Genomic DNA, 20,566 nt, shown 5'->3' with positions numbered 1-20,566 from the left:
GCGGGTCTCGTCAGCGACGGGGGCGCTTCACTAGCCACACTGCAACGGCGACGGCGAGCACGCCGGCGGCGGTGACGAAGTTCCAGTTGGCGCGCAGGAAGGCGCCGAGCTCCAGGGTGCGTAGCTTGTGGCGGACCAGATCATAGGTCTCCAGCGCGTTCGGGGTGCTCTCAGTGTGCGCGGGGATGGCCAGCACGCCGAGCAGCAGCGCCGCCAGGGCAAGTGGCGGCCCCCAACGGCCGAGCGCCGTGCCGAGCTGTGCCTGGCGGTGGGACGCCTCCGCCATGGCGCGGTCGCGAAGCTGGCCGATGGTGTCGTGGAAGCGCTCGATCTTGTCCTTCACGAGCTGGTATTTGTCATCGAGTCCGAAGGCCCGGGTCATGAGCCGGTGGGTCTCCAGGCCCTGGGTCTGGGTTGTGACAGTGCGGAACCAGTGGTCGTTGGTGAAGCGGATGAAGCGCTGTTGGAAGGCAGCGATATGCGCGCCCGCCCGCTGCAGGGGTTTGCTATCCGCCGTCGCCGTGGCGTCGAGGTTTGCGAGGTCGTGCGTGATCCGGGTGATGCAGCGGTCGAACCAGGTGAGCGTCAGGTCGTGTAAGAGCACCAGCAGCAGGAGCCGGCCGTGGATCTCGGGGACGTGCATGCGGGCCACCGGTCCGGCGAAATAGTCGCCGAAGCCGAGCGCCACCTGCGAGTAATTGGTGGAGCCATACAGGCTGCCGAGCCCTGCCCAGCGACGGTTGACGCACTCGCCAAGCTGCCCCAGGACAAAATCGCGGTCGTAGGCGTAGCCACCCTGAGACGCGGCGCCGTCTGCGCCGCGATCCACGAAGAGCGCCAGGCTGAAGAGCCGCTGCATGGCGTCGCGGGCCGCCGGGTCCGCGGACGGCGGCGGCCCGGCGAGTGCATACGCCAGGTTCACCACCATGCGGTCGTCGCGGAGCTGCTGCAGGCGGCGCCGGTCGGTCGGGTCCGCGAAGCGCCAGCCGGTGAGCTTGATCAGCAGTGCCTCCACCACGGGCGAAAAAGCCTCACGGTGGAAGACCGCGTCGGCATCGCCGAGCACCAGCTTGACGTCCTGGATTTTCTTCTCGACGCTCTGTTGAGCGAAAGCCGATCGCAGCAGCCGCGCGCCCTTGGTGAAGGCGAGCCAGCGCTCGATCTGGAGCGCATGCGGGTCGGGCGCTTGGCAGGCGCCTTCGTCAGAGTCGCCTACCCCCCAGCCGCGGCCTGGGCTTGACGGCCAGCCGAACAGGGCATGCCACCAGTTGTCTTGCGTGCCCGAAAAGCACCGGGCCTGACGGGCTTCGCTGTCCGTGAAGCCGACCCGGATGGCGAGGGCGAAGAGGTTGTTGGTGTAGCCGAACAGGGAGATGTCCTGCACGGCAGCGGCGATCTCGTGTGTTTGCCGGTGGGGCTCCGCGCGCGGGTCGGGGTCCAGCGTTACGATCAGCTTGGCGCCTGTTAGCTCTACCCGCGGCAGACGCCAATGCCGAACGCCATCCGCTTTGATCGGGTCCGCATCGAAGAGGCGCGCCTGAAGCTCCGGCAGAAAGTAGAGAATGGCCTGGGCCTCGGTGAGCTGCTCGCCCGTCACCGCGCCATCCCGGAGGACATCATCGTCCGGGCCGAACTGCGCGCGGGACAGCCGGCATGCGAGGTTCTTTTCCTGATCCGCGCTGTTGATGACGGCCTGCAACTGCTGCGCCGCTTCCGCGGCGCCTGCCACGCGGTGTGGCTCAACCGGGGCTGGCGGTGCCAGGGTCGCTGGCTTGGCCTTGTCGGGGCTCAGCAACTCCTCGTCGAGATACAGATCGAGCGGCAGGTAGAAGGTGCAGCTGTATTCCCGCAGCGGGCGGCCGGTGACCAGCACCACCTCCAGCAGCCGCGAGATCAAGGCGTCCACCTGCGCCGCGTCGGCGCCGGCGCGCGGCTGCGCCCACAACCGCGCGCGGTAGCGGCCGATCGTGAGGCGCAGGTCGAAAGAGGCAGTGAGCGCCGGGTCGGCCAGGAGGCGGGCGAGCCAGGGCAGATGCGCGCGTGCGCCGAGGTATTCGATGGCGCCCGTATGCACGGAGCCTTGTTTGCCGGCCTGCTGATGCAGCAGCAGCACGGGCCGCAGCTGCAAAGGCTCGTTGCGGCAGCGGACCTGCTCGTAATCATGCGAATCTGCATTTGCAGGGCACGCTTGGACCCGATGCCTCGCGCAGTCCGCTTTGCCGACATCAGCACGCCCCTTGAGGAGGCGGAGCAGCTCGGCAACGTCGGCTGCCTCTGACGCATGCGGCGAATTCGTATCGATGATCGCGAGGGTAAGGTCGTCCAGCTCTCGGCGGACCAGCAGTGGCTCGGCACGGCCCCTCCCCGGCCAGTGCTCCTTCACCGGCGAGAGCGCCTGCGCCTCCCGCCACGGGATACCCGCGGCGGTGAGTCCCGCCCAACCGTCACGTTCCCAGCGCTGTGCCCTGCGTGTCGGCAACAGTTGCTGTGCCTCCGCCTCGGTGGCGCTCCAGGCGAGTAACCGCTCCACGATCGTGTCGCCCGCGAGTGCGCTGACCTCGTGCGGTGTCGCATCGCCGCCGTAAATTCGGTTGCCGGCGCGCTCGGCGACATAGCCCGCCTCATGCAGCCGGGCAAGAGCAGCCGAGCAGCGCAGGTCCGCAATCAGGATGCGCGCGCCGGAGTGCTTGCGGGCGAGGTCAAGGGCGGTGTTCGGCGACAGGACGGCGCCCGGCGGCAGAGCCTGGTCGGCGCTCGGCTTGTCGGGGTTCGCGAGATGGGCGCGCAGCAGTCCTGGAAGCATGTCCCAGGTTCGGTCCGACGCCAGCAACAGGATGTGCCCCATGTCCTGATCCCTATCCGGGGTAAGGCGCGCTCGCGGCGCTTTGCCTGGTCGCCCCGAAAGTTACGCCGGGACGGGCTACGCGTTAGGTTACCCCGCAAGGGCACGGTATGCACCAAGCCCAAAACTAGTGTTCTTGCCGACGTGCGCGTACTGGCCGAGCCAGATCAATGGCCAGAGATCCGGCAGGGCGTCGGCGGGCACTCGAAAGCGCCCGAGCAGGCCGCCGAGCTTCATGTGCTGTTGTTGACGCGAGGAATAGCGGGTCCAATCATGCCAGCGCAGCTCACTCGGCGCCGGTGGCAGGGCCTGCAGCTGTGCCCGATGGGCATCCCAGAAGCCGCCGGGCTCGCCAGTGCCGAACTGGGATTCCAGCCGGTCGAGCCGCTGACAGAGGTGAAACAGAAACTCGGCGGCCGTGAAATCGGCTGCGGTCACCCACTCGCCGCGACGCTTGATACGCAGCGGTGTGAGCAACTCGATCCAAATCCCATCGGGCGGCGCGGGGAAGGCGACGGCGGCGGGCTCGAGCGGCGCCGCCGAGGACGCGCCGGTCTGCCAGAGCGGTACCCAGGTATCGGCGCCGAGGGCGCTCTCCTGGGCGACCTCGGTCAGCGCGAAGCGCCCGCGGCCGCGTCCGATGCCGAGGTCGCCGGCGCGCTGGAACGCATAGACCCAGTACGGCAAGAAGTAGATGCTGTCGCCGATGATTGTCAGCCCGACCGCGAGCTGCTCACCAGGCGCAAGCGTGCGGCCACCGGCACCGAGCAGGTCCAGCACGAACGGCGGGCTCGCGTTGGGGTAGCGCAGCGTTTGCACGTCCGCCCGCGCGCCTTGCTCGAAGAAGCGGTAGAAGGCGCAGAAGTCGGTCAGGAGGCAGGTATCGCATGTCTCAAGACCCGGGACGCAGACGCTGCGGCGCAGGGCCGTGGCGAGCAGGCCGCGCCAGGTGGAGCCGGTGTAGGGCGGTAGTTCGATCAGCCCGCGTGCCGCCACGGTGAACCGGAAACGCGCAATGGGCGGGAAATTGACGTCGTACATGCCTCGCTGTTCTCGTGGACATAGCAATCGCGCCGGACACGACCTGCGCTTGGACTTCGGGACATGCGCCGAGCGTGGACCACTGACGCCTCCGCCGAGCCCTCACCGCCGTGGCTCAATTTCTCATGTTGCTTCACAGGCCGCCAGACCCGCCACAACCACTGGAGCGCGCAGCTGCCATTCAAGCTCAAGGGCGTCTCCAAGAAGCGCCGGACCTTCGGCACACCGAAGCTTGTCCTGGGTGATGAGATGCAGGGGCGGTTCGTGGGGCTGCTGCCGGTGAAGGACGGCGGACAGGGGGCCGCGCCTGGGCTGCACTGAGCGCGACGTAATGCTGTTGTTCCGCAGTCACCGCCCGAGCGGCGCGAATCGCACCCTGCCCCCCCGAGACGGCAGCCTCAACCACCCACCGCGGGCGTGTGTCGCCTGATGCCCGCCCACCGGGCGTGGCGCCGTGCGTAAGAGCCGACCAACCCGCTCGACGGTATCCGCGCCGCCGGTTGGTGCCTGCCCCAGGAGGGCTGCTTCCCGTTCCTCGGCGACCCCTCAGGAGTTGAGGCGTGATTGACCGGACTCGACCCAGAAGAGACGTCGGAATGGCGAGTGGCAAGAGTACCGCCGATAGCGGACATACGCATCATCGCCTTCGGCACCGATGCCGCTTCCGTCGAGCGAATTCCCCCTGACCGTTAAGCTCGGACGGCCATCTTGATCGCACCTGGACGATAAGAAAGAGGCAAGGTGCCGCTTGTCATTCGTAGAACGCTCCTGTGCCCCAGGTCCGAATGTTATTCGGGTCGACCACGTAAGTGCCGTTCTGAAGCCAGTCAAGAAACTCCGCGCACTGTGGGGCAGCGTGTCTGACACGCTCCACTGCGGCAGGTCGTTCCAAGCGCACGGCGTCGAGTGCGTGACTGAAGGCCGCAAAGAAGCTATCGCCGCGCGCGAGTGGGATTGCAGCGCCAACCCCAAAGAGTGGTGCAATAAAACCCGACACTTCGACGATGTGGCTCACTACCGCCTGTTCTGCAGAGGCGAGCATCGCCGCGAGTCCGAGTTTCGGCGGAGCCTCGGTCACGAGCACAGAAGCACCGAGACAAACGTTGAGAAAAAGCAGCCGCCTTCCCGGTCCGCGAACGGGGTGCCGGATGAGTTCTGTAAGGTGCATCGGCCTCGACTGGTCACTCGATATTTGAATGTGTGCCCGGTGCGGCTCCCGCGGGTCGAACATGCCGTGCGCCGAAACCCAAACCAAGTCAAACGATCTGTCGGTGTAGAAGCGGAGGAACTCGTCTGGTGTCAATTCCTTGTCTGTCATAACCTCGCATTCCACACCCGCTTTTTTAAGAATCTCTGCGACCGCGCGGGCTTCGTGCCCGCTAAGGTACGGGCCGTACGACCAGATCAGTGCTCTCCGGATAGCGCGGTCAGCTTCGGGCTCCTCGAAGCTTGTAATGGTCGGCCAGGCAACGCCGAGACGACTGCGCGCGAGCGGTACGAGCGGAGCTTGGACGGTGTGGGGCTGGAAGATGGCTAGCGCCTGGGTTCTTGTGATTTCCTCGGCAGCGCGATCGAGTTCGTAGTATGCGGCCGTGGCCTCGGCCAATTCGTCCGTACACCTCACGCGCTCTCCGGGACGACCCGTCTTCGCTCTTGACGGAAAGGCGTGGTCGTCCCGCACCACGATGTTTGTGTCGTAGGCATGGTTCACCGCGTCGACCAGTCTTCTGATCGCTGCGCCCGAGTCATGAGGAATCGCTACAGTGTTTCCGTCCACCGCGTACATAACGCCCTCTTCAAGGCCGGCGAGCACGGCTAACACCGAAGACTTTCGACGGCGCTCGACTGGGACGCTGAACCATGCCGCCGTCGCGGTGACGGCTTCTGAGCAGTGGCCGCCGCGTACGAGTCCCACGACGAACGGAGCAAACGCGTCGAACAATTGAATGCGTCGAAACGCAATATCTACCCGATCGCCCGAGAGGCAATCGTCACAGTCGCTCGTGTATTGCTCGACCGCGGCCATCACCTCGTCGTACTTCTCCGCCATCTCATCCGGCGTGGTGCACGACGCAACCAGCATCTGCAATCGCTCGTGCTGGGTGAGCAGCGCTCCGTGCTCGGTCAGTGCCCGCCGTGCCCACTCGACGCGTGGCTGACCTGCTCGATCGCCGACCGACGTGGCGAGGGTCATTGCGACGATCTTGCGCGCCTCCTCAGGCGCACCGGACCGGCCGTGTAGTTCCGCCATGCCCCGGACAACGTCCGGCACCTTCGGGCGCTCGCTTTGCAGCCACCACGTTGCAAGTGCCGAGGCCGCTTCGACGCCCCTTGTCGCAATTGGGGCGTCGCTGCTCTTCATCGCGCTGCACACGAGCGACTGGGCGTCCTCGAGAACCATCTCCGCAAGTTCTCGAAGCCCGCCAGACTTCCAGCTGTAATAGTAGAGGGAGTGGATGAAGGACGTTACGGCCCACTGGGCGGAGCCACGGATGACTGGGACTGCGCTGATTACGAACTGGCGCAGTCGGCCCGGGTAATAGTCTACCTCCAGCGGATGCCCAGGCTCGACCAGTGCCCAAGGCCGGTCAGACAACGCACACAAGAGCCAGTCGCACGTGAGGCTCGGCTGTCCGTACATCTGGCAGTGCTCGGCGAGTCTGCCCGCGAGAAAAAAGCGGAGGAAACTCAGTTGAGCGTAGTGTTCGGGGACGATAATGAATGGCGCATGGTCGACCAGATCCTTCAGCACGGCTACGCCGAATGCGGTAACTTCGTCCGGCGGGTGCCGCCAGCGCGCTTCGAGTTCGTCCTCGAGCAACTCGAGGAGACGGCCGAGAAACGATTCGTCATCCCAGTTTACCTCTTGCGCCCAGACGCTCGCAGAAGGCTTTGCAGTGACACTCCGCCAAGCAGGGAAAACGTTACCCGCCAATATGTTCTTTATCACTGAATTAGCTCATTGGCTTTGATCGGGCCCTCACCGAGCGCGACGGGCCGGCAGCACGCCGGGGGCGTATGGCGGCGACTGCTCGAGTGGCTCGACCGCAAAGAAAATCATCCTAAAGCAGGCTACAAACCACTAAAGACCTGAGTCCAACAGACTGATCTGACGCAGTTTCAAGAAACCCGCCGCACCACACATACTGTGCGTGGAAGGTGACTGCTACAAAGCTCCGCGGGCAGTGTATATAACCGCGAACGCCGACAATGTCGGCTATGCACCACACTGCTGATTTTTTCTCACACACCACCAGCGGCGGCAATTGGCCGGTTCCTGACCCGGAGGGGACGCATCGCGAACGTCCGCTGCAGGACTCATACCTGCCGTACGCCACAGAGGCCCCGGAAGGAAGTCCCCGCCCCACAGCAGTTGGCACCGCTACCCCAAGCCCCGCCGCCGCAAACTCCACAGGATCATCGCCAGGTTCGCGGTATCGACCTCCTCCCCTTCAGCCGCCGGCGCCCGCGTAACCAGCATCTCCAGGATGCGCTCATACTGCGCCGGATCATCCCAGCCGCGGTAGCCCTTCAGCGCCTGCTCGCGCAGCCGCGCCTTCATCTCGCCGGCAAACTCGTCGACCGCCGCGTTCAGGCGGTCGATCTCGTCTTGTGTCGCAGCGTCGATCGTCATCGCGCACCTCCTACCCTCTTTTCGCCAGGCCGCCCCTACCCTATCAAGCCAGCAGGTCTCTCCCACCCGTCAAGCGACCGCTCGTCGCCCCTCACTCGCTGCCCGACCCGGGCGCGCCGCAATCTGCCCCCGACACCGCCACCGTGAGCAACCGGTGCCGGCCCTCGGCATCCGTAGCCCGGAACGCGGCGAGGAGCCGCGCCTCGGCAGAATCGGCGCCGGGAGCGTCGTCCGCGTCCACGCCGAGCAAGTGCGCGGCGGACACGTCCCCGAGCGCCGTGGCCAGGGTCCGCGCCGCCTCGATGCTGAGCCGGCGCTGGCCCAGCTCGTAGTGGCTGATGCGCGAGACGCTGAGGCTGTCGCCGGTGCGCGCGGACAAATCGGCCAGACTTAGGCCGCGCGCCAGCCGGGCCGCTCGGACCCGATCACCGATCGCCCGGTTCAGCGCGCGGCCAGTCACCCTCATCCGCCCCCAGCGCTGCCGCCGGTTTTCCGCCGGCGCCGGCCCTGCCCGGCCGGGGAGTCCAGCTGCACCGCTTCGGCGATGTCGAGCAGGCGGCGGCGCCAGTCGGCGTCGGCCCGGCGGAAGGCGTCGACGAGGCGCTTCTCATCGTTGGACAAGGCGTCGTCCTCGCCGCCGTCGAGGCCCAGCAGCTGGGCGGCGCTGACAATGACGAGGGCGTCGGCCAACGTCCGCGCCGCCTCGATGCTCGGCCGGCGGAGACCCTGCTCGTAGTTGCTGATGCGCGACTTGCTGTAGAGCCCATCGGTGAGCGCCGCAAGCTGCGCGAGGCTCAAGCCCCGCTCGTGGCGCGCGGCGCGCAGCCGCTGACCGATCTCGCGGGTCAGCTCGTGCTCTGAGTCGGTCATGGTCGCTGCTGTCCTTCGGTCGACTCACCGGGCGTCCATCGTACACCGATCAGCGCGAAGGTACACGAATCCGATGGCCGAGTGGATACGGCGTGGACGCATGCCGCGCGTGACCAAATCGTGACTCACAGCTGTCACAGCGGTGCCGTTCGTGACAAAGTGAGTCACGCTGAGCCGAGAAGCGGAATATAACTGCCTGTTTTTAAATATTATATTCTTGAATCTATTGGCTACGAACCAGGGGGTCGGAGGTTCGAATCCTTCCGGGCGCGCCATAAAAGCAAGGGCTTAGGTGATTTTCACCTAAGCCTTTTTTTTGAGTCACCATAGAGTCACCAGCCAGGATATTGGGACAGTAACGAATGGCACTAACTTAAGCGGCGTCTTCATAAAAACAGTCACTTAGCGAAGCGCTTGGCCTGCAACCCGAACAGCTCCAGGCCGTCCGACATGCGAAGACCGCCCGCTTGTGCCGCAGGAGAGCTTGGATCGTCGTATCGTACTCAACGTAAGTGTCTGATTCATATCGCGGACTGGCTTAAGTTAGCGCCATTCGGGACAGTAACCTTATTTCCCCGGCCGTAGAGAGCTCATGTCGGGGCAAGCCTTCGGCAACGGCCTCAACTGCAATTCAATCAAATAAGTATACCGTCCCCGTATTGGACGGTTTCACCGGCCAGCCGAGCCGCTCGGCCAGCGCTGAGGCGCGCTGGACGCGGGTGGTGGAGGCTTGGCGCAGGGCGTCGGCGCCCGTGTGCACGGTGACCTGCTTGCGGGCGCGGGTGACGCCGGTGTAGAGCAGCTCGCGGGTGGCCAGCGGGTGCGGCTCCGGCGGCAGCACCAGCAGGACCTCGTCGAATTCCGAGCCCTGGCTCTTGTGCACCGTCAGCGCATAGGCGCAGACATGGGGCGGGAGCTGGCGCACGGAGAGGGTGCGCAGGCTGCCGTCGGCGGCGCGGAAATGGGCGCGAAGCCGGCCTGTGCCGGACGCTGCGGCGGCGTCCGGGGCAGGGATGCCGCTCCCACGGAGCACCGGGTCAGCGCTTGGGGCTTGGGGCTCGCGGAGGCCTGCAGCCTCGGCCCAGAGCACGCCCACGTCGCCGTTGTACAGGCCGACCTCGTAGTCGTTGGCCGTGATCATCACCGGCATGCCGTGGTGCAGGCCATCCCTGTCGCCGGCGCTCGGGGCGGCCCCGCGTGCGGCCCGGTATTCGGCGAAGAGCCGCTCGGCGATGCGTGCGTTCAGGGCCTCGACGCCGTAGGGGCCGCGGTGCAGGGCGGCGAGCACTCGGGCGCGCTCCAGCACGGCGAGGGCCGCCTCCGGGCCTTCGGCGTCCAGCACCGGGGCGAAGCGGGCCACGGCCCAGTCGATGCAGGCGGGGTGCAGGTCGTCCGCGGGCGGGACGAGGCGGGTGACATCGGCGTGGGCGTCGTCGTCCAGCAGCGCCAGCGCCGTCGCGCCGTCGCCGGCGTTGACGGCTCGGGCCAGGGCGCCGATGCCGCTGTCGGCGCCGAAGCGCCAGCTGCGGCGCAGCAGGGCGACGGCGGCGGCGGGCGTCGGGGTCGAGGCTGCCGGGGCGCCGTCGTCATCGGACGAGGCCGCCGCTGCCGGCAGCGCCGCGGGCGCTGCGCCGACCCGGGCCAGCAGCGCGCGCTGGGCCGGGCCGTATCGGACGGGCTGCCCGCGGCCGGTGATGTCGCCGAGCACATTGCCCGCCTCCACCGAGGCCAGCTGGTCCCGGTCGCCCAGCAGCACCAGCCGGGCCGATGCCGGCAAGGCCGCGAGCAACCGGGCCATCAACGGCAGATCGATCATGGATGCCTCGTCCACCACCAGGCAGTCCACGGACAGCGGATCATCGGCATCATGCTGGAACAGGTCCTCCCCGGCGCCCCGGCGCCCGAAGCCCAGGAGCCGGTGGATGGTCCGGGCCTGCTCCGGAATGCGGCTCAGCACGGACTCGGCGGTGCCGCCGTCGGCCGCGATGCGCCGCTTGCCGCCGCCGATGGACTCGGTGAGCCGCGCCGCGGCCTTGCCCGTGGGCGCCGCCAGCGCGATGCGCAGGTCCGGCGCCTGCTCCAGCAGCAGCGCCAGCACCTTGACCACCGTGGTGGTCTTGCCGGTGCCGGGGCCCCCGGAGATCACCGCGAAGCGGCGGGTGACGGCGATGGCGGCGGCGATGCGCTGCCAATCCGGCTCGGCGGGGGCGCCCGCGGACACCGCAGCCGGGAAGAGCCGCGCCAGCCCGTCGGCGAGCCGCTCCGGGTCCAGGTCCGCCGCCGGCTGCATGCGCCCCAGCAGCGCCGCGGCGACGGCGGCCTCGAAGTGCCAGTACTTGCCGAGGTAGAGCCGACAGCTGCTGCCCGCCGGGGCATCCGCCGAGCCCCCGTCGGCGGCGCTCGGGCCGCCGCAGTCCAGGATCAGCGGCGCCTGCTCGCCCGGTGCGCCCACCCAGGGGCAGTCCCGCAGCGCCGCCAGCCAGTCGCTCAGCGCCGGCGCCACGGGCCCATCCGCGTTGTCGCCGCCGTCGGCGGCCGAGTCATCGGCGAACAGCACCCGTCCGGCATGTGCGGCGAGGTCGATGCAGACATCGCCCTCCAGGTTGCGCGCGCTCACCAGGGCCGCGCTCAAGGCGAACACACCATCCGGCGCCTGCCCGCAGCCGCGGGCCACGAAGTCCGCGAAGTAATAGGCCAGCGGCGGCAGCCGGCCCGCCTCCATCAGCGCATGCAGGGACGGGCTCATGACGCGCCCTCCCCCGCCGCGGTATCCGCGTCGGCGCCCGCGAGCCAGGCGGCGTCGCCCCAGGGCAGCACCTGCTCGTCCAGGGCCGTGATGATTTCCCGCGCCGGCCGCGCGAAGAAGACGCCGCGCGTCGGTCCCGTCTCCGGGCGCATGCCGCGCAGGAACAGATAGTAGACGCCGCCCAGGTGGTGCTGCGGGTCGTAGCCCGGCAGCCGGGTGGCCAGGTAGCGGTGCAGTGCCAGGGTGTAGAGCAGGTATTGGAGGTCGTAGCGGCGCGTCAGCATGGCCTCGCCCAGCGCCTGCGGGGCGTAGTCGTCAAAGCGCCGGCCCAGCAGATTGCTCTTGTAGTCCGCCACGAAGAAGCGCCCCTCATGCTCGAACACCAGGTCGATGACGCCGGTGACCATGCCGGCGAAGTCCGCCGCCGTGAGCGCCGGGACCGGCCGCCCCGCGTGCGCCGCCAGCAGCCGATTCAGCGCCCCGAGATCCGCCCGCGTGGTGGCCAGGTCGAAGGCAAGCTCGTTGAGCCGACGCGCCGCCGGCAGGTCCGCGAGGCGGAAGCCGGCCGCATCCAGCGGGGTCGCCACCGCCCGCTGCATCAAGAGCACCGTATCCGCCCCGTGGCGGCGGTGGTCCAGCCCGAAGCGGGCGGCGTAGCGGGCGCTCAGCCGCTCGGCCCCGGCGGCGATGTCTCCGGTGAAGTCCAGGTGCTCCAGCAGCAGATGCAGGAAGGTGCCCACATCGCTGCCGGCGGGGAAGCGCAGCGCCGGGTCGTCGTCGGGCGGTGCCGGGGCAGGCGCGTCGGCTTCCACCCCCGGCAGGCCCGGGGCCGCCGCAGACTCGTCGTCGATGCGCTCGCCGAGGGCGGGCGGCACCGCGTGCAGGTCGCGGGTCAGGGCGGAGAAGCTGGTGATGCGCCAGCTGGTGTCGATGCGCCCGCTGAAGCTGCGGGCGGTGGGCACGGCGGCGGCGCCGGCCGCCGGGAGCTTGCCGGTGAGCTGCCCCTGCGGCAGCTCCGTCACGGTAACGGCACCCTCGGCCACCGCGGCCAGCGCCGCCAGGTCAGGCTCCAGCGCATCAATGCCGGCGAAGGCGTCCGGCGGCCCCTCGGTGAGGGCGGCGACGTCTTGATGCGGATGCAGGAGCCAGCCGAGCGCGGCACGGCCGGCGTCGGCGCCGTGCTTGGCGCTGCCGGCAACCCCCCAGACCACGTAGACGGCCGACTCCGCCCGCGTCAGCGCCACATAGGCCAGGCGCACGTCTTCGGCCAGGCGCTCGCGCTCGGCGAGGTGCAGATGCGCGTCGTGCTCGTCGGAGCCGATGTCGAGGCAGAGCTTGTGGTCGTCGCGATGGAAGCGCAGCGGCCCGTCCTTCGGCGTGACCTTGCAGTTCCAGAGGTCCGGCAGGAAGACCACCGGGTATTGCAGGCCCTTGGCGGCGTGCATGGTGACGATCTGCACCAGGTCGGCATCGCTCTCCAGGCGCAGCTGCAGCTCGTCGCCGGCCTCCTCCGTCTGCTGCTCCCGGCGCTGGTTGCGAAACCAGCCGAGCAGCGCGTCCATGCCGGCCTCGGCGCGGGCCGCCTGCTGCAACAGCTCGCCGAGGTGCAGCAGGTTGGTGAGCCGGCGCTCGGCGTCGTCGCCGGCGGCCAGGCGCTCGGCCACCGGGATGATCCCGGCGGCGGCGTCATCGCCCTGGCCGGTGCCCGTGTGCCACAGGAGCTGCTGGAACATGGCCATGAAGCCCCGCTGCTGCCAGGCATGGTGCAGGGCCTGGAGCCGGTCCACCCAGTCCGCCCAGGCGGCGTCGTCGCCGGCGATGCGCGCGATCTGCGCATAGCCGAGCCCCAGCAGCGGCGAGGCCAGGGCCAGGCGGGCGAGCCGGCGGTCCCGCGGGTCCAGGGCCGCCGCGAGCAGCGGCTCCAGCGCCGCGGCCTCGTCGCTGAGGTAGACGCTGTCGCGGGCCACGGAGACGGCGTTGATGCCGCGGGCCAGCAGCGCTTGGCGCAGCGCCGTGCCGTCGCGGCGGGTGCGCACCAGCACGGCGATGTCCTTGGGGGCCAGGGGGCGCTCCTCGGCCACCGTGCCGTCGGCATTACGCTTGGCCAGGCGGACCGTTCCGGCACGCGCCCCCGCCAGCAGCCGGACGATCTCCCCGGCGACGGCGGCGTGGGCCATGGCCGTGGCATCGTCCTTGTTGGGCGGCTTGGGCTCGCCCTTGCTGTCCGGCACCGGCGGCAGGGTCCAGAGGGTCAGCGCCGGCCGGTTCTTGCCGCCGTCCACCAGGTAGCGATGGGGCTTGTCCGCGGCCGCGCTGGGCGCGAAGCTGATGGTGTCGCCGAAGACGAAGGCGTCCCGCGACCGCCGCGAGAAGACGGCGTTTACCGCCTGCACCACCGCCGGCGTGGAGCGCCAGTTCCTGCGCAGGGTCCAGCGGGCCTCGTGGTCCAGGCGCTGCTGGGCGGCCATGTAGGTGAAGATGTCCCCGCCGCGGAAACTGTAGATGGCCTGCTTGGGGTCGCCGATGAGCAGCAGGCCGCGGCCCGGCCCGTCCAGGTAGAGCCGCCGGAAGATGGCCCACTGCAAGGGGTCGGTGTCCTGGAACTCGTCGATCATGGCCACCGGAAAGCGCCCGGTGACGGCTGCCGCCAGCGCCTCGCCGCCCGCGCCTGCGAGCGCATCGCGCAGGTGGGTCAGCATGTCGTCGTAGGCGAGCAGGCCGCCGTCCGCCTTGGCCTGCCGGACCTGTTGCCGAGCGGAGGCCGCGGCATCGGCGAGGGCCGCGGCGCGCAGGTCGCGCCGGATGCGCTCCAGCTCGGCGCGGACAGCACCGCAGCGGGTAAACAAGGGGTCGTCCAGGGCCGGGTCGGTCTTGCCCTTCTTGAGCTGATGCTGGATCACCGCGGCGTCGAGGGCCTCGAAGCAGGCCGGTGGCGGTCCCGTCGGGTCATCGGCCAGGTAGTCATCCAGCTCCGTGAGGCTCGCCGCCAGCACGTCCGGATGGAAGGGCGTTGTCTGGGCGCGCTTCAGGGCCTTGCTGTCGATGAGTGCCGCCGCGAGGCGCTCGCGCGCCTGCCGCCAGTCTTTGGCGATCCCGGCCAAGGTCGGCAGCAGCGCATCGAAGCGCGCCAGCACCTCGGCCAGGTCGGTCGCCGCCGGCAGCAGCTCGGGCTGCGGGTTGCCCAGCAGCGGGCGCAAACGCCGGCGAAAGTCGTCCAGGTCCCCCACCGCAGCCGCGAGCAGCTCGGCCGTGGCGGCATCCAGCGGATAGGCCGTGCGCCGCCACCAGTCCTGCACCGCGGCGCGCCACAGGGGGCTGTCGTCGGTGAGCACCTCCAGCCCGAAGCCCTGGCCGCTGTTGAAGGCGAACTCCGCCAGGGCCCGCTGGCAGAAGCCGTGGATGCTGAGCACGGCGGCCTCGTCCATGGCGCGCACGGCGAGGCGCAGCCGGCGGATGGCGGTGTCCCGGGCGGTCTCAAGCTGGGGGCCGGTGCGCAGCTGCGCGGCCAGCATCTGCAGGAATTCGTCGTCGCTCGCCCGGCCCTGCTCCAGCAGCGACAATGCCTCGAACAGCCGTGCCCGCAGGCGCCCGCGCAGCTCGTCGGTGGCGGCGTTGGTGAAGGTGACCACCAGTACCTCGCCCACGTCGCGGCCGTTCAGGATCTGGCGCAGGTAGAGGTTGGCGATGCTGTAGGTCTTGCCGGTGCCGGCGCTGGCCTCGATGAGGTGCGCACCCTCCAGCGGGAAGCTCAGCATGGCCGCGTTGTCCAGGGTCTTGGCGCTCATGCGTCCGCCCCCGCCGCCAGCAGCGGGCCGTAGAGCAAAAGCGCCAGGCGCTCGAAGTCCGGATGGGCCAGGGGGTCGCCGGTGACGTCCCGCAGCACCAGGCGAACGTAGTCGTCGTCCGCGTCGCCCGAGATCTGGTTGAAGGCGTTGCCGTCCCACGCCCGCGCGGCGGCGTTGCGGGCGCGCTCCTGCGAGACGTCGTCGCCGTCGTCCCAGCGCTCGGCCAAGGCGAAGCTGGCCCTGCGGAAGATGGGCAGCGGGCGCTGTACGCCCTGCCAATACAGGGACACCAGCTCGCAGAGCCGGACGCGGGCCTCGGCCTGCGCCACGGGCTCGGCGAGCACGAAGCTGTCTTCCTCGCCGAAGAGCCGGGAGGGCTCCGGCGCCGTCACCAGATCCGCATCCGCCACCGCCCAGCGCGCCAGGTGCGCGAGCCAGAGCCGCAGGCGATCCTCGCCCCGCAGCTTGCCGGCCCGCCAGCGCAGCAGGCCGAGCCCAGGATAGAGCCCATCCACCTGTCCCGTGAGCCGCCAGGGACTGCCGGGGTGGTCGGCGCAGGTCAGGTCCAGATCCAGCCGGGCGCGGCTCTGCCCGCAGTAGGGCGCCAGGTCTTGCGCCAGCCCGGCCAGGCCCTGCGCCTCGCGCTCCAGCGTCAGTCCGCCGAAGGCGCCATGGGGCAGGACGCCCTCGGCAGCCAGTCGATCAGCCGTGGCGGGCCGGCCGGCGAGCCGGTCTGCCATGAGCCGGGTCTTGAGCTGCCAGCCGGCGAGGCCGTCCAGCGCGAAGGGCTCGTCGTCCGCCTCCGGCTCGCGCTCGAGCAGGTAGACGCCGAGGCGGATCTGGGCGAAACAGCGCACCGGGTGCACCAGGAAGCGCTCCAGCTGCGTGAGCGTGACGTCCCGCATGGGCTCGGGGGGCTCCGGCAGCGGATCGGTGGGCCAGTCCACGGGTGCGGCCGTCGCCTGCCCCCCCGCGGCGGCCTGCACCTGCCCGGCGACGCGGCACCAGTCCTGATCGAAGCTCGGGTCTTGCGGGTCGAACCGGGCCGGGCTGAAGGGCTGGAGGGCGTGGACGCGGGTGACGGCCTTGCTCAGCGGCCCGCCGCCCTCGGCGGCGACGAAATACTGGTCCATGTGATCCAGCAGCTCCCGCAGCAGCACCGAGGGCTGGCGCGGTTCGTTGCTGCGGATGTCGCGGCCGACGCAGCTCAGATAGAGCCGGCGGCGGGCGCCGAGCAGGGTCTCCAGGAAGAGGTAGCGGTCCTCGTCCGCCTTGCGCGGGTCGCCGGGGCGCCAGCTGCGGCGCATGGGGTCGAATTCCACGGGCCGGTCGCGGCGCGGGAAGGCGTCGTCGTCCAGGCCGAGCACGCAGATGACCTGGAACGGCAGGCTGCGCAGGGGCCGCATGCCGCAGAAGGTCACGCCGCCGCTGAACCATCGGCCGCCGCGGCGCTCGGTGCCGGTGCCGGTGCCGCCGACGCGCGCTTCGAGCCAGGTGCGCACCAGGGCCGGGCTCAGGGGCTCGTCGACGGCGGCGGCCTGCTCGGCCAGCTCCGCGACGGCGTCGCGGATGCGCTGGAGGTGGCCGTCCGGGTCGTCGCGCTCGCCGAAGAAGTCCGCGATGAGCCGGCCCAGGGCCCGCTGCCAGTCCGCGGCGGTGCGCGGCTCGGCGAGGCGGCGAGCCGTGTCCCGCAGCCGGTCGAAGAGCCGCCAGAATCGGCCCAAGGCCGCGGCGCCGGCGCCTTCGACACCGGCCACCGGTGCGATGCCGGCGAAGCCCGCATCGCCGCCCGGCGCCCCACCGAGCGCATAGCCGGCGAAGAGCCGCGCCCCGGCCTGCGCCCAGGTGTTCTGCTCCGTCGCCGGCAGCGCAAGGCCGGCCTTGTGGGCGCCGTCCAGGCCCCAGCGCAGGTTGGCGGCCGCCAGCCAGTCCCGGACCCGGGTCACGGCGTCGGCATCCAGGCCGAAATGCTCCGCCAGCTCCGGCACGTCCAGGTAGGACAGCACCTCGGACTGGGTGAAGCGGCTCTCGGGCAGCGCCAGCAGGCGCAGGAAGACGCGCACCAGCGGATGCTCGTCGGCGACGGCGATGTCCGAGAGATTCCAGGGAATGAAGGGTGCGCCCGAGCGCCGCTCGGCCGCCGCCGGCCCTGTCGGGTCCGGCCGGTGGCGGTCGAAGACGGCGGCGATGTCCGCGGCATAGGCTGCGATGTCCGGCACCAACACCAGCACGTCTTCCGGGCGCAGGTCCGGCTCGGCCTCGAACAGGGCCAGCAGGCTGTCGTGCAGCACCTGGCATTCCCGCGCCGGGCTGTGGCAGAGGTGGACCTGCACCGAGTCGTCGGCGGGCATCGGGATGCGCTCGTCCGGCGCCGGCACCGGGGTCAGCGCGAACAGGTCCTGTTGCAGCCGCCCCAGCAGGGTCTTCGGCCAGTCCGCGGCATAGGCGTCCTCCTCCGCCAACGGGGTTTCCCCATGCAGCAGCAGGTCCTGCAAGGCCTGGCCCTGCCGGCCCCAGGAGCCGAGCAGCGGATTGCCGGTCTCCCAGAGGTCGGCGTCGTCCGGCTGCGCCAGCCGCTTGCGGGCGAGGGTCTTCTGGGAGACCAGGTCGGACCAAAACTCCGCCGTGGGTGTGTGCAGGTAGAGAGCCACGTCGATGTGGCGCGACAGGGCCTGGAGCACCTCCACCAACACCGGCGGCAGGCTGGAGACGGCGAACACCGCGACAGGCTCGGGCAAGGCGCCCGCCGCCGGCTGCCCGAGCGCCGCCAGCAGCCGGTCCAGCACGGCGACGCGGTGCTGCTGCTCCCGGCCGGCCACCAGCCGCCGCCAGAGCGGACCCTGCCAGGGCTCGGCGGCCGCTGCCTCGAGGTCATCGACCTCCAGGCCGTCGGTCCAGGCGCGGATCAGCGCCGGGCGGTAGAGCTGGCAGCGGTCGAAGACATCGGCGATGCGGGTGGCGAGCTGCCAGCGCTTGCGCCCGTCGGCGTCGTCGCGCAGGTAGCGCTGCAGCGGTGCGAAGGCCGGCTCCGCCAGCAGCGCCGGCAGCTCGGCGAAGACCTGCCAGGCCATGGCGTCCAGCGACAGCGGGTCCGCGTCAGGCAGATCGTCCAGCAGCCCGCGCGCCAGGCGCCAGACGAAGGTGGCCGGCAGCGGGTAGTCCAGATTCGCGGCCACGCCGCAGACCTCGGCGAGCCTCAGGTTGACCCAGCGCGCCATGGCGGGGCTCGCGGCCACCACGGTGGCCGGCGTGAGCACGGATGCGGGCGGCGCTGTCACCAGCCGCCGGGCCAGCTCGGCCAGCAGTTGCTCGACGCGATTGGAGCGGATGACGGTCAGCATGCAGCGTACACGTGGGGTCTGGTCGATGTCTGATCCTGCGACGGGCCGAGAGTCTAGCGCGGCCGGTGACTCAAAGGCTGAGCCTGTGTGCCGCTGGGGGTGAGCCATAGGTTGAATTGGCAGCGGCTGTTGCTGCGCTGGCGCGACTTGCTCCCGGCGCTCGCCGAGCAGGCGCCGGCGACGGGCACGGATGCATGGGAGCCGGGGGAAACGCTGATCGTGCAATAGGGAGAGCACTGCTTTTTTACATAGACCCACCTTGGATCTGCGCCATGGTCGCCGGGGACCAGGTGGCGTGAAGGGGCTCCGCGCAGCTGTTGAAGAGAAGCCGATTATTGGTCGCCCTAGGCCAGAGTCGGCACGGCGCTCGAAGACACGGCTTGCGAACGCCTTCAGTTTCAGCGGTTTAGCTCGATGAGCATCGCGGGGCCACCTGCTCCGCACGGGCAACCCCGATCAATCGGCGTTGCCCTAAGACGCGGTTCCGTTGATGCCGGCGGCATGCGGTGGCGCGAGCAAGAGAGGGCCGCGTTTGCCGCTGCGAATGGGTGTGTCGGTCTACACTGTGGTTGGGATCATTACCCTGGGAGGCGCACCATGCAAACGCTGAAGCGCATCTGGATCTCGGCGGATATCTTCGTGCTGCTGAGCATGATTCCAGCACAGTCATGATCGAGATCAGACACAAGGACACGGGAGAGGTCCTGCGAACCGTGGATGCGCAGAGCCTGGTGGACGCGGATCTGCGGGAGGATATCCTCGATGGCGCGGACCTGCGGGATGCGGATCTCAGCGGGGCCTGGCTGCATGAGACCGACCTCGTCGGGGCCGATCTGACCGGCGCCAGACTCACGGGCGCCGTCATGTTTCGCAGCCAGCTCGATGGGGCCAATCTCTCCGGCGCACTGTTCGAGCAAGCGAAGTTCAGCGACGGCTCCCCCGGCAGCGGCGCGGTCCTCACCAACAGCGATCTGCGCGGTGCGCGTCTGCTGGCATGCGATCTGCGCTACGTGGATTTTCACGGCGCAGACCTATCCGATGCCGTCATCGAGCGCAGCGACCTTTCGGACGCCTGTTTGCGGGATTGCCGATTGTTGCGCGCCCGCATCAAGGACTCCCTGCTGATCGAGGCGTTGATGAGCGGCTGCAATCTGGCAGACGCCGACATCCAGAACACCCATCTGAACGGCGTCAAGCTGCTCAGGGCGAACCTCGACGGCGCCCGCATCGGCGGTGTCGGCAGCCGCATCCCGTCCGTGCTCAACCTCGCCAACATGCGCGAGGCGACCCTGATCGGCGCGGATCTGCGCGGTGTATTACTGCGGGACGTCAATCTCCACGGCGCGAATCTGACCGGGGCGAACCTCGCGGGCGCCCAGCTGATGGGCGCCGTGCTGCGTCACGCCGACGTGACCGATGCGGACTTCACGGACGTCTCACTGGTGTCGACCAGCATCACCTTCGCCAATTTCTCCAAGGCCCGCAACGCCAGAATACCCTCGTTCAAAGAAAACGTTCGCTGAGCGCAGCGTCGGGATTGGCGACAGCCCTCGGAGTGCTACCACAGACGGGCGGCTCAATCACTCCACGGCGGGTCGCGCCAGATTCAGGCGTTACGACCCGCCGAGCAGCGGATGAGCTGCGCTTATCCGCCATAGGCACGCCAGTTACGCGATCTCCCAGTTGCGCGATCTCATGGCACGCAGGGGGCGCCCACCGCGGGATGCCGAGCGCCGCCGCGCTCGCTATGATGTGACATCGGCAGCACGATTTCGGAGCACAGGCAATGAACTGGCAGGAGATCTGCGCGCACCCGGCACTCAAGGATCTCCCCTTCAAGCTGGAGACCAACCGCTGGGGGCATATCGTGATGAGTCCGGCGTCCAATCGACACTCCCTGTTGCAGGGCGAGATCCAGACGCTGCTGCGCCGCCACGCGCCCGGTGGCACCGCCTTCCCGGAATGCAGCATCGAGACCACCGCCGGCGTCAAGGTCGCGGACGTCGCCTGGGCGAGCCGTGAGTTTCTGGCCCGCCACGGCGCTGCAAACCCCTACCCGGAGTCGCCGGAGATCGTCGTCGAGGTGCTGTCGGAGTCCAACTCACGCGCCGAGATGGACGAGAAGAAGGAGTTCTACTTCGCCCGCGGTGCCAAGGAGTTCTGGCTCTGCGACACGGAAGGGGCCATGACCTTCCACAACAACCATGCGGTGCTTGCGCGAAGCGCGCTGGTGCCAGACTTCCCGGATCGGGTTACCTTGCCCTTTTGACCTGCGGGCCAGCTGACGCAAGCCTGCCAACCCCCGCA

At 69.3% G+C, this 20,566-nt stretch carries 12 protein-coding genes; 3 read left to right on the top strand and 9 right to left on the bottom strand.

Annotated features, from left to right (window positions below; genetic code table 11):
• Positions 1-10: 10 nt before the first annotated feature.
• Together CKO31_RS20105 and cas6 are read right to left on the bottom strand one after the other, a co-directional pair.
• Positions 11-2,845, bottom strand: coding sequence for a hypothetical protein (locus CKO31_RS20105; RefSeq protein WP_200240841.1), 2,835 nt, complete (start codon positions 2,843-2,845; stop codon positions 11-13).
• Between the two features lie 87 nt (positions 2,846-2,932).
• Positions 2,933-3,883 (bottom strand): CRISPR system precrRNA processing endoribonuclease RAMP protein Cas6, encoded by a 951-nt coding sequence (cas6, locus tag CKO31_RS20100; RefSeq protein WP_200240839.1) that lies wholly within the window; start codon positions 3,881-3,883, stop codon positions 2,933-2,935.
• A gap of 63 nt (positions 3,884-3,946) precedes the next feature.
• Here cas6 and CKO31_RS20095 point away from each other — a divergent pair, with 63 nt between their 5' ends.
• Positions 3,947-4,204, top strand: coding sequence for a hypothetical protein (locus CKO31_RS20095; RefSeq protein ID WP_200240837.1), 258 nt, complete (start codon positions 3,947-3,949; stop codon positions 4,202-4,204).
• A 430-nt stretch (positions 4,205-4,634) separates the two neighbouring features.
• Here CKO31_RS20095 and CKO31_RS27535 read toward each other — a convergent pair whose 3' ends face one another.
• The 7 genes from CKO31_RS27535 to recC form a co-directional block, all read right to left on the bottom strand.
• On the bottom strand, positions 4,635-6,833 hold the full coding sequence (locus CKO31_RS27535) for a CHAT domain-containing protein (RefSeq protein WP_200240835.1): 2,199 nt from the start codon (positions 6,831-6,833) through the stop codon (positions 4,635-4,637).
• Between the two features lie 432 nt (positions 6,834-7,265).
• Positions 7,266-7,517 carry a hypothetical protein gene (locus tag CKO31_RS20085; RefSeq protein ID WP_200240834.1) on the bottom strand — a complete coding sequence of 84 codons (252 nt, stop codon included), beginning with the start codon at positions 7,515-7,517 and terminating at the stop codon, positions 7,266-7,268.
• Positions 7,518-7,608: 91 nt separating this feature from the next.
• Positions 7,609-7,977, bottom strand: a complete 369-nt coding sequence (locus CKO31_RS20080; RefSeq protein ID WP_322789189.1) for a helix-turn-helix domain-containing protein — start codon at positions 7,975-7,977, stop codon at positions 7,609-7,611.
• Positions 7,978-7,979: 2 nt separating this feature from the next.
• Entirely contained in the window at positions 7,980-8,387 is a 408-nt protein-coding gene (locus CKO31_RS20075; protein ID WP_200240832.1) for a helix-turn-helix domain-containing protein, read from the bottom strand.
• A 631-nt stretch (positions 8,388-9,018) separates the two neighbouring features.
• Positions 9,019-11,133 (bottom strand): exodeoxyribonuclease V subunit alpha, encoded by a 2,115-nt coding sequence (gene recD, locus CKO31_RS20070; protein WP_200240831.1) that lies wholly within the window; start codon positions 11,131-11,133, stop codon positions 9,019-9,021.
• Positions 11,130-14,918, bottom strand: a complete 3,789-nt coding sequence (recB, locus tag CKO31_RS20065; protein WP_200240830.1) for an exodeoxyribonuclease V subunit beta — start codon at positions 14,916-14,918, stop codon at positions 11,130-11,132. The genes recD and recB overlap by 4 nt, the downstream gene beginning before the upstream one ends.
• Entirely contained in the window at positions 14,915-18,259 is a 3,345-nt protein-coding gene (gene recC / locus CKO31_RS20060) for an exodeoxyribonuclease V subunit gamma (RefSeq protein ID WP_200240829.1), read from the bottom strand. The genes recB and recC overlap by 4 nt, the downstream gene beginning before the upstream one ends.
• A gap of 668 nt (positions 18,260-18,927) precedes the next feature.
• Here recC and CKO31_RS20055 point away from each other — a divergent pair.
• Together CKO31_RS20055 and CKO31_RS20050 are read left to right on the top strand one after the other, a co-directional pair.
• Positions 18,928-19,782 (top strand): pentapeptide repeat-containing protein, encoded by an 855-nt coding sequence (locus CKO31_RS20055; RefSeq protein WP_200240828.1) that lies wholly within the window; start codon positions 18,928-18,930, stop codon positions 19,780-19,782.
• A 263-nt stretch (positions 19,783-20,045) separates the two neighbouring features.
• A complete protein-coding gene (locus CKO31_RS20050) occupies positions 20,046-20,528 on the top strand; it encodes a Uma2 family endonuclease (RefSeq protein WP_200240826.1) in 483 nt (160 codons plus the stop codon).
• Positions 20,529-20,566 lie beyond the last annotated feature (38 nt).

The organism is Thiohalocapsa halophila, from assembly GCF_016583825.1.
Classification (GTDB): Bacteria; Pseudomonadota; Gammaproteobacteria; order Chromatiales; family Chromatiaceae; genus Thiohalocapsa; species Thiohalocapsa halophila.
This window is presented reverse-complemented; position numbering and strand designations above follow the sequence as displayed.

Bases quoted from the DNA above. Each gene is read 5' to 3' on its own strand.
- CKO31_RS20105 (WP_200240841.1), bottom strand. From the start codon at position 2,845: ATGGGGCACATCCTGTTGCTGGCGTCGGACCGAACCTGGGACATGCTT.
- cas6 (WP_200240839.1), bottom strand. From the start codon at position 3,883: ATGTACGACGTCAATTTCCCGCCCATTGCGCGTTTCCGGTTCACCGTG.
- CKO31_RS20095 (WP_200240837.1), top strand. From the start codon at position 3,947: ATGCGCCGAGCGTGGACCACTGACGCCTCCGCCGAGCCCTCACCGCCG.
- CKO31_RS20085 (WP_200240834.1), bottom strand. From the start codon at position 7,517: ATGACGATCGACGCTGCGACACAAGACGAGATCGACCGCCTGAACGCG.
- CKO31_RS20075 (WP_200240832.1), bottom strand. From the start codon at position 8,387: ATGACCGACTCAGAGCACGAGCTGACCCGCGAGATCGGTCAGCGGCTG.
- recD (WP_200240831.1), bottom strand. From the start codon at position 11,133: ATGAGCCCGTCCCTGCATGCGCTGATGGAGGCGGGCCGGCTGCCGCCG.
- recB (WP_200240830.1), bottom strand. From the start codon at position 14,918: ATGAGCGCCAAGACCCTGGACAACGCGGCCATGCTGAGCTTCCCGCTG.
- recC (WP_200240829.1), bottom strand. From the start codon at position 18,259: ATGCTGACCGTCATCCGCTCCAATCGCGTCGAGCAACTGCTGGCCGAG.
- CKO31_RS20055 (WP_200240828.1), top strand. From the start codon at position 18,928: ATGATCGAGATCAGACACAAGGACACGGGAGAGGTCCTGCGAACCGTG.
- CKO31_RS20050 (WP_200240826.1), top strand. From the start codon at position 20,046: ATGAACTGGCAGGAGATCTGCGCGCACCCGGCACTCAAGGATCTCCCC.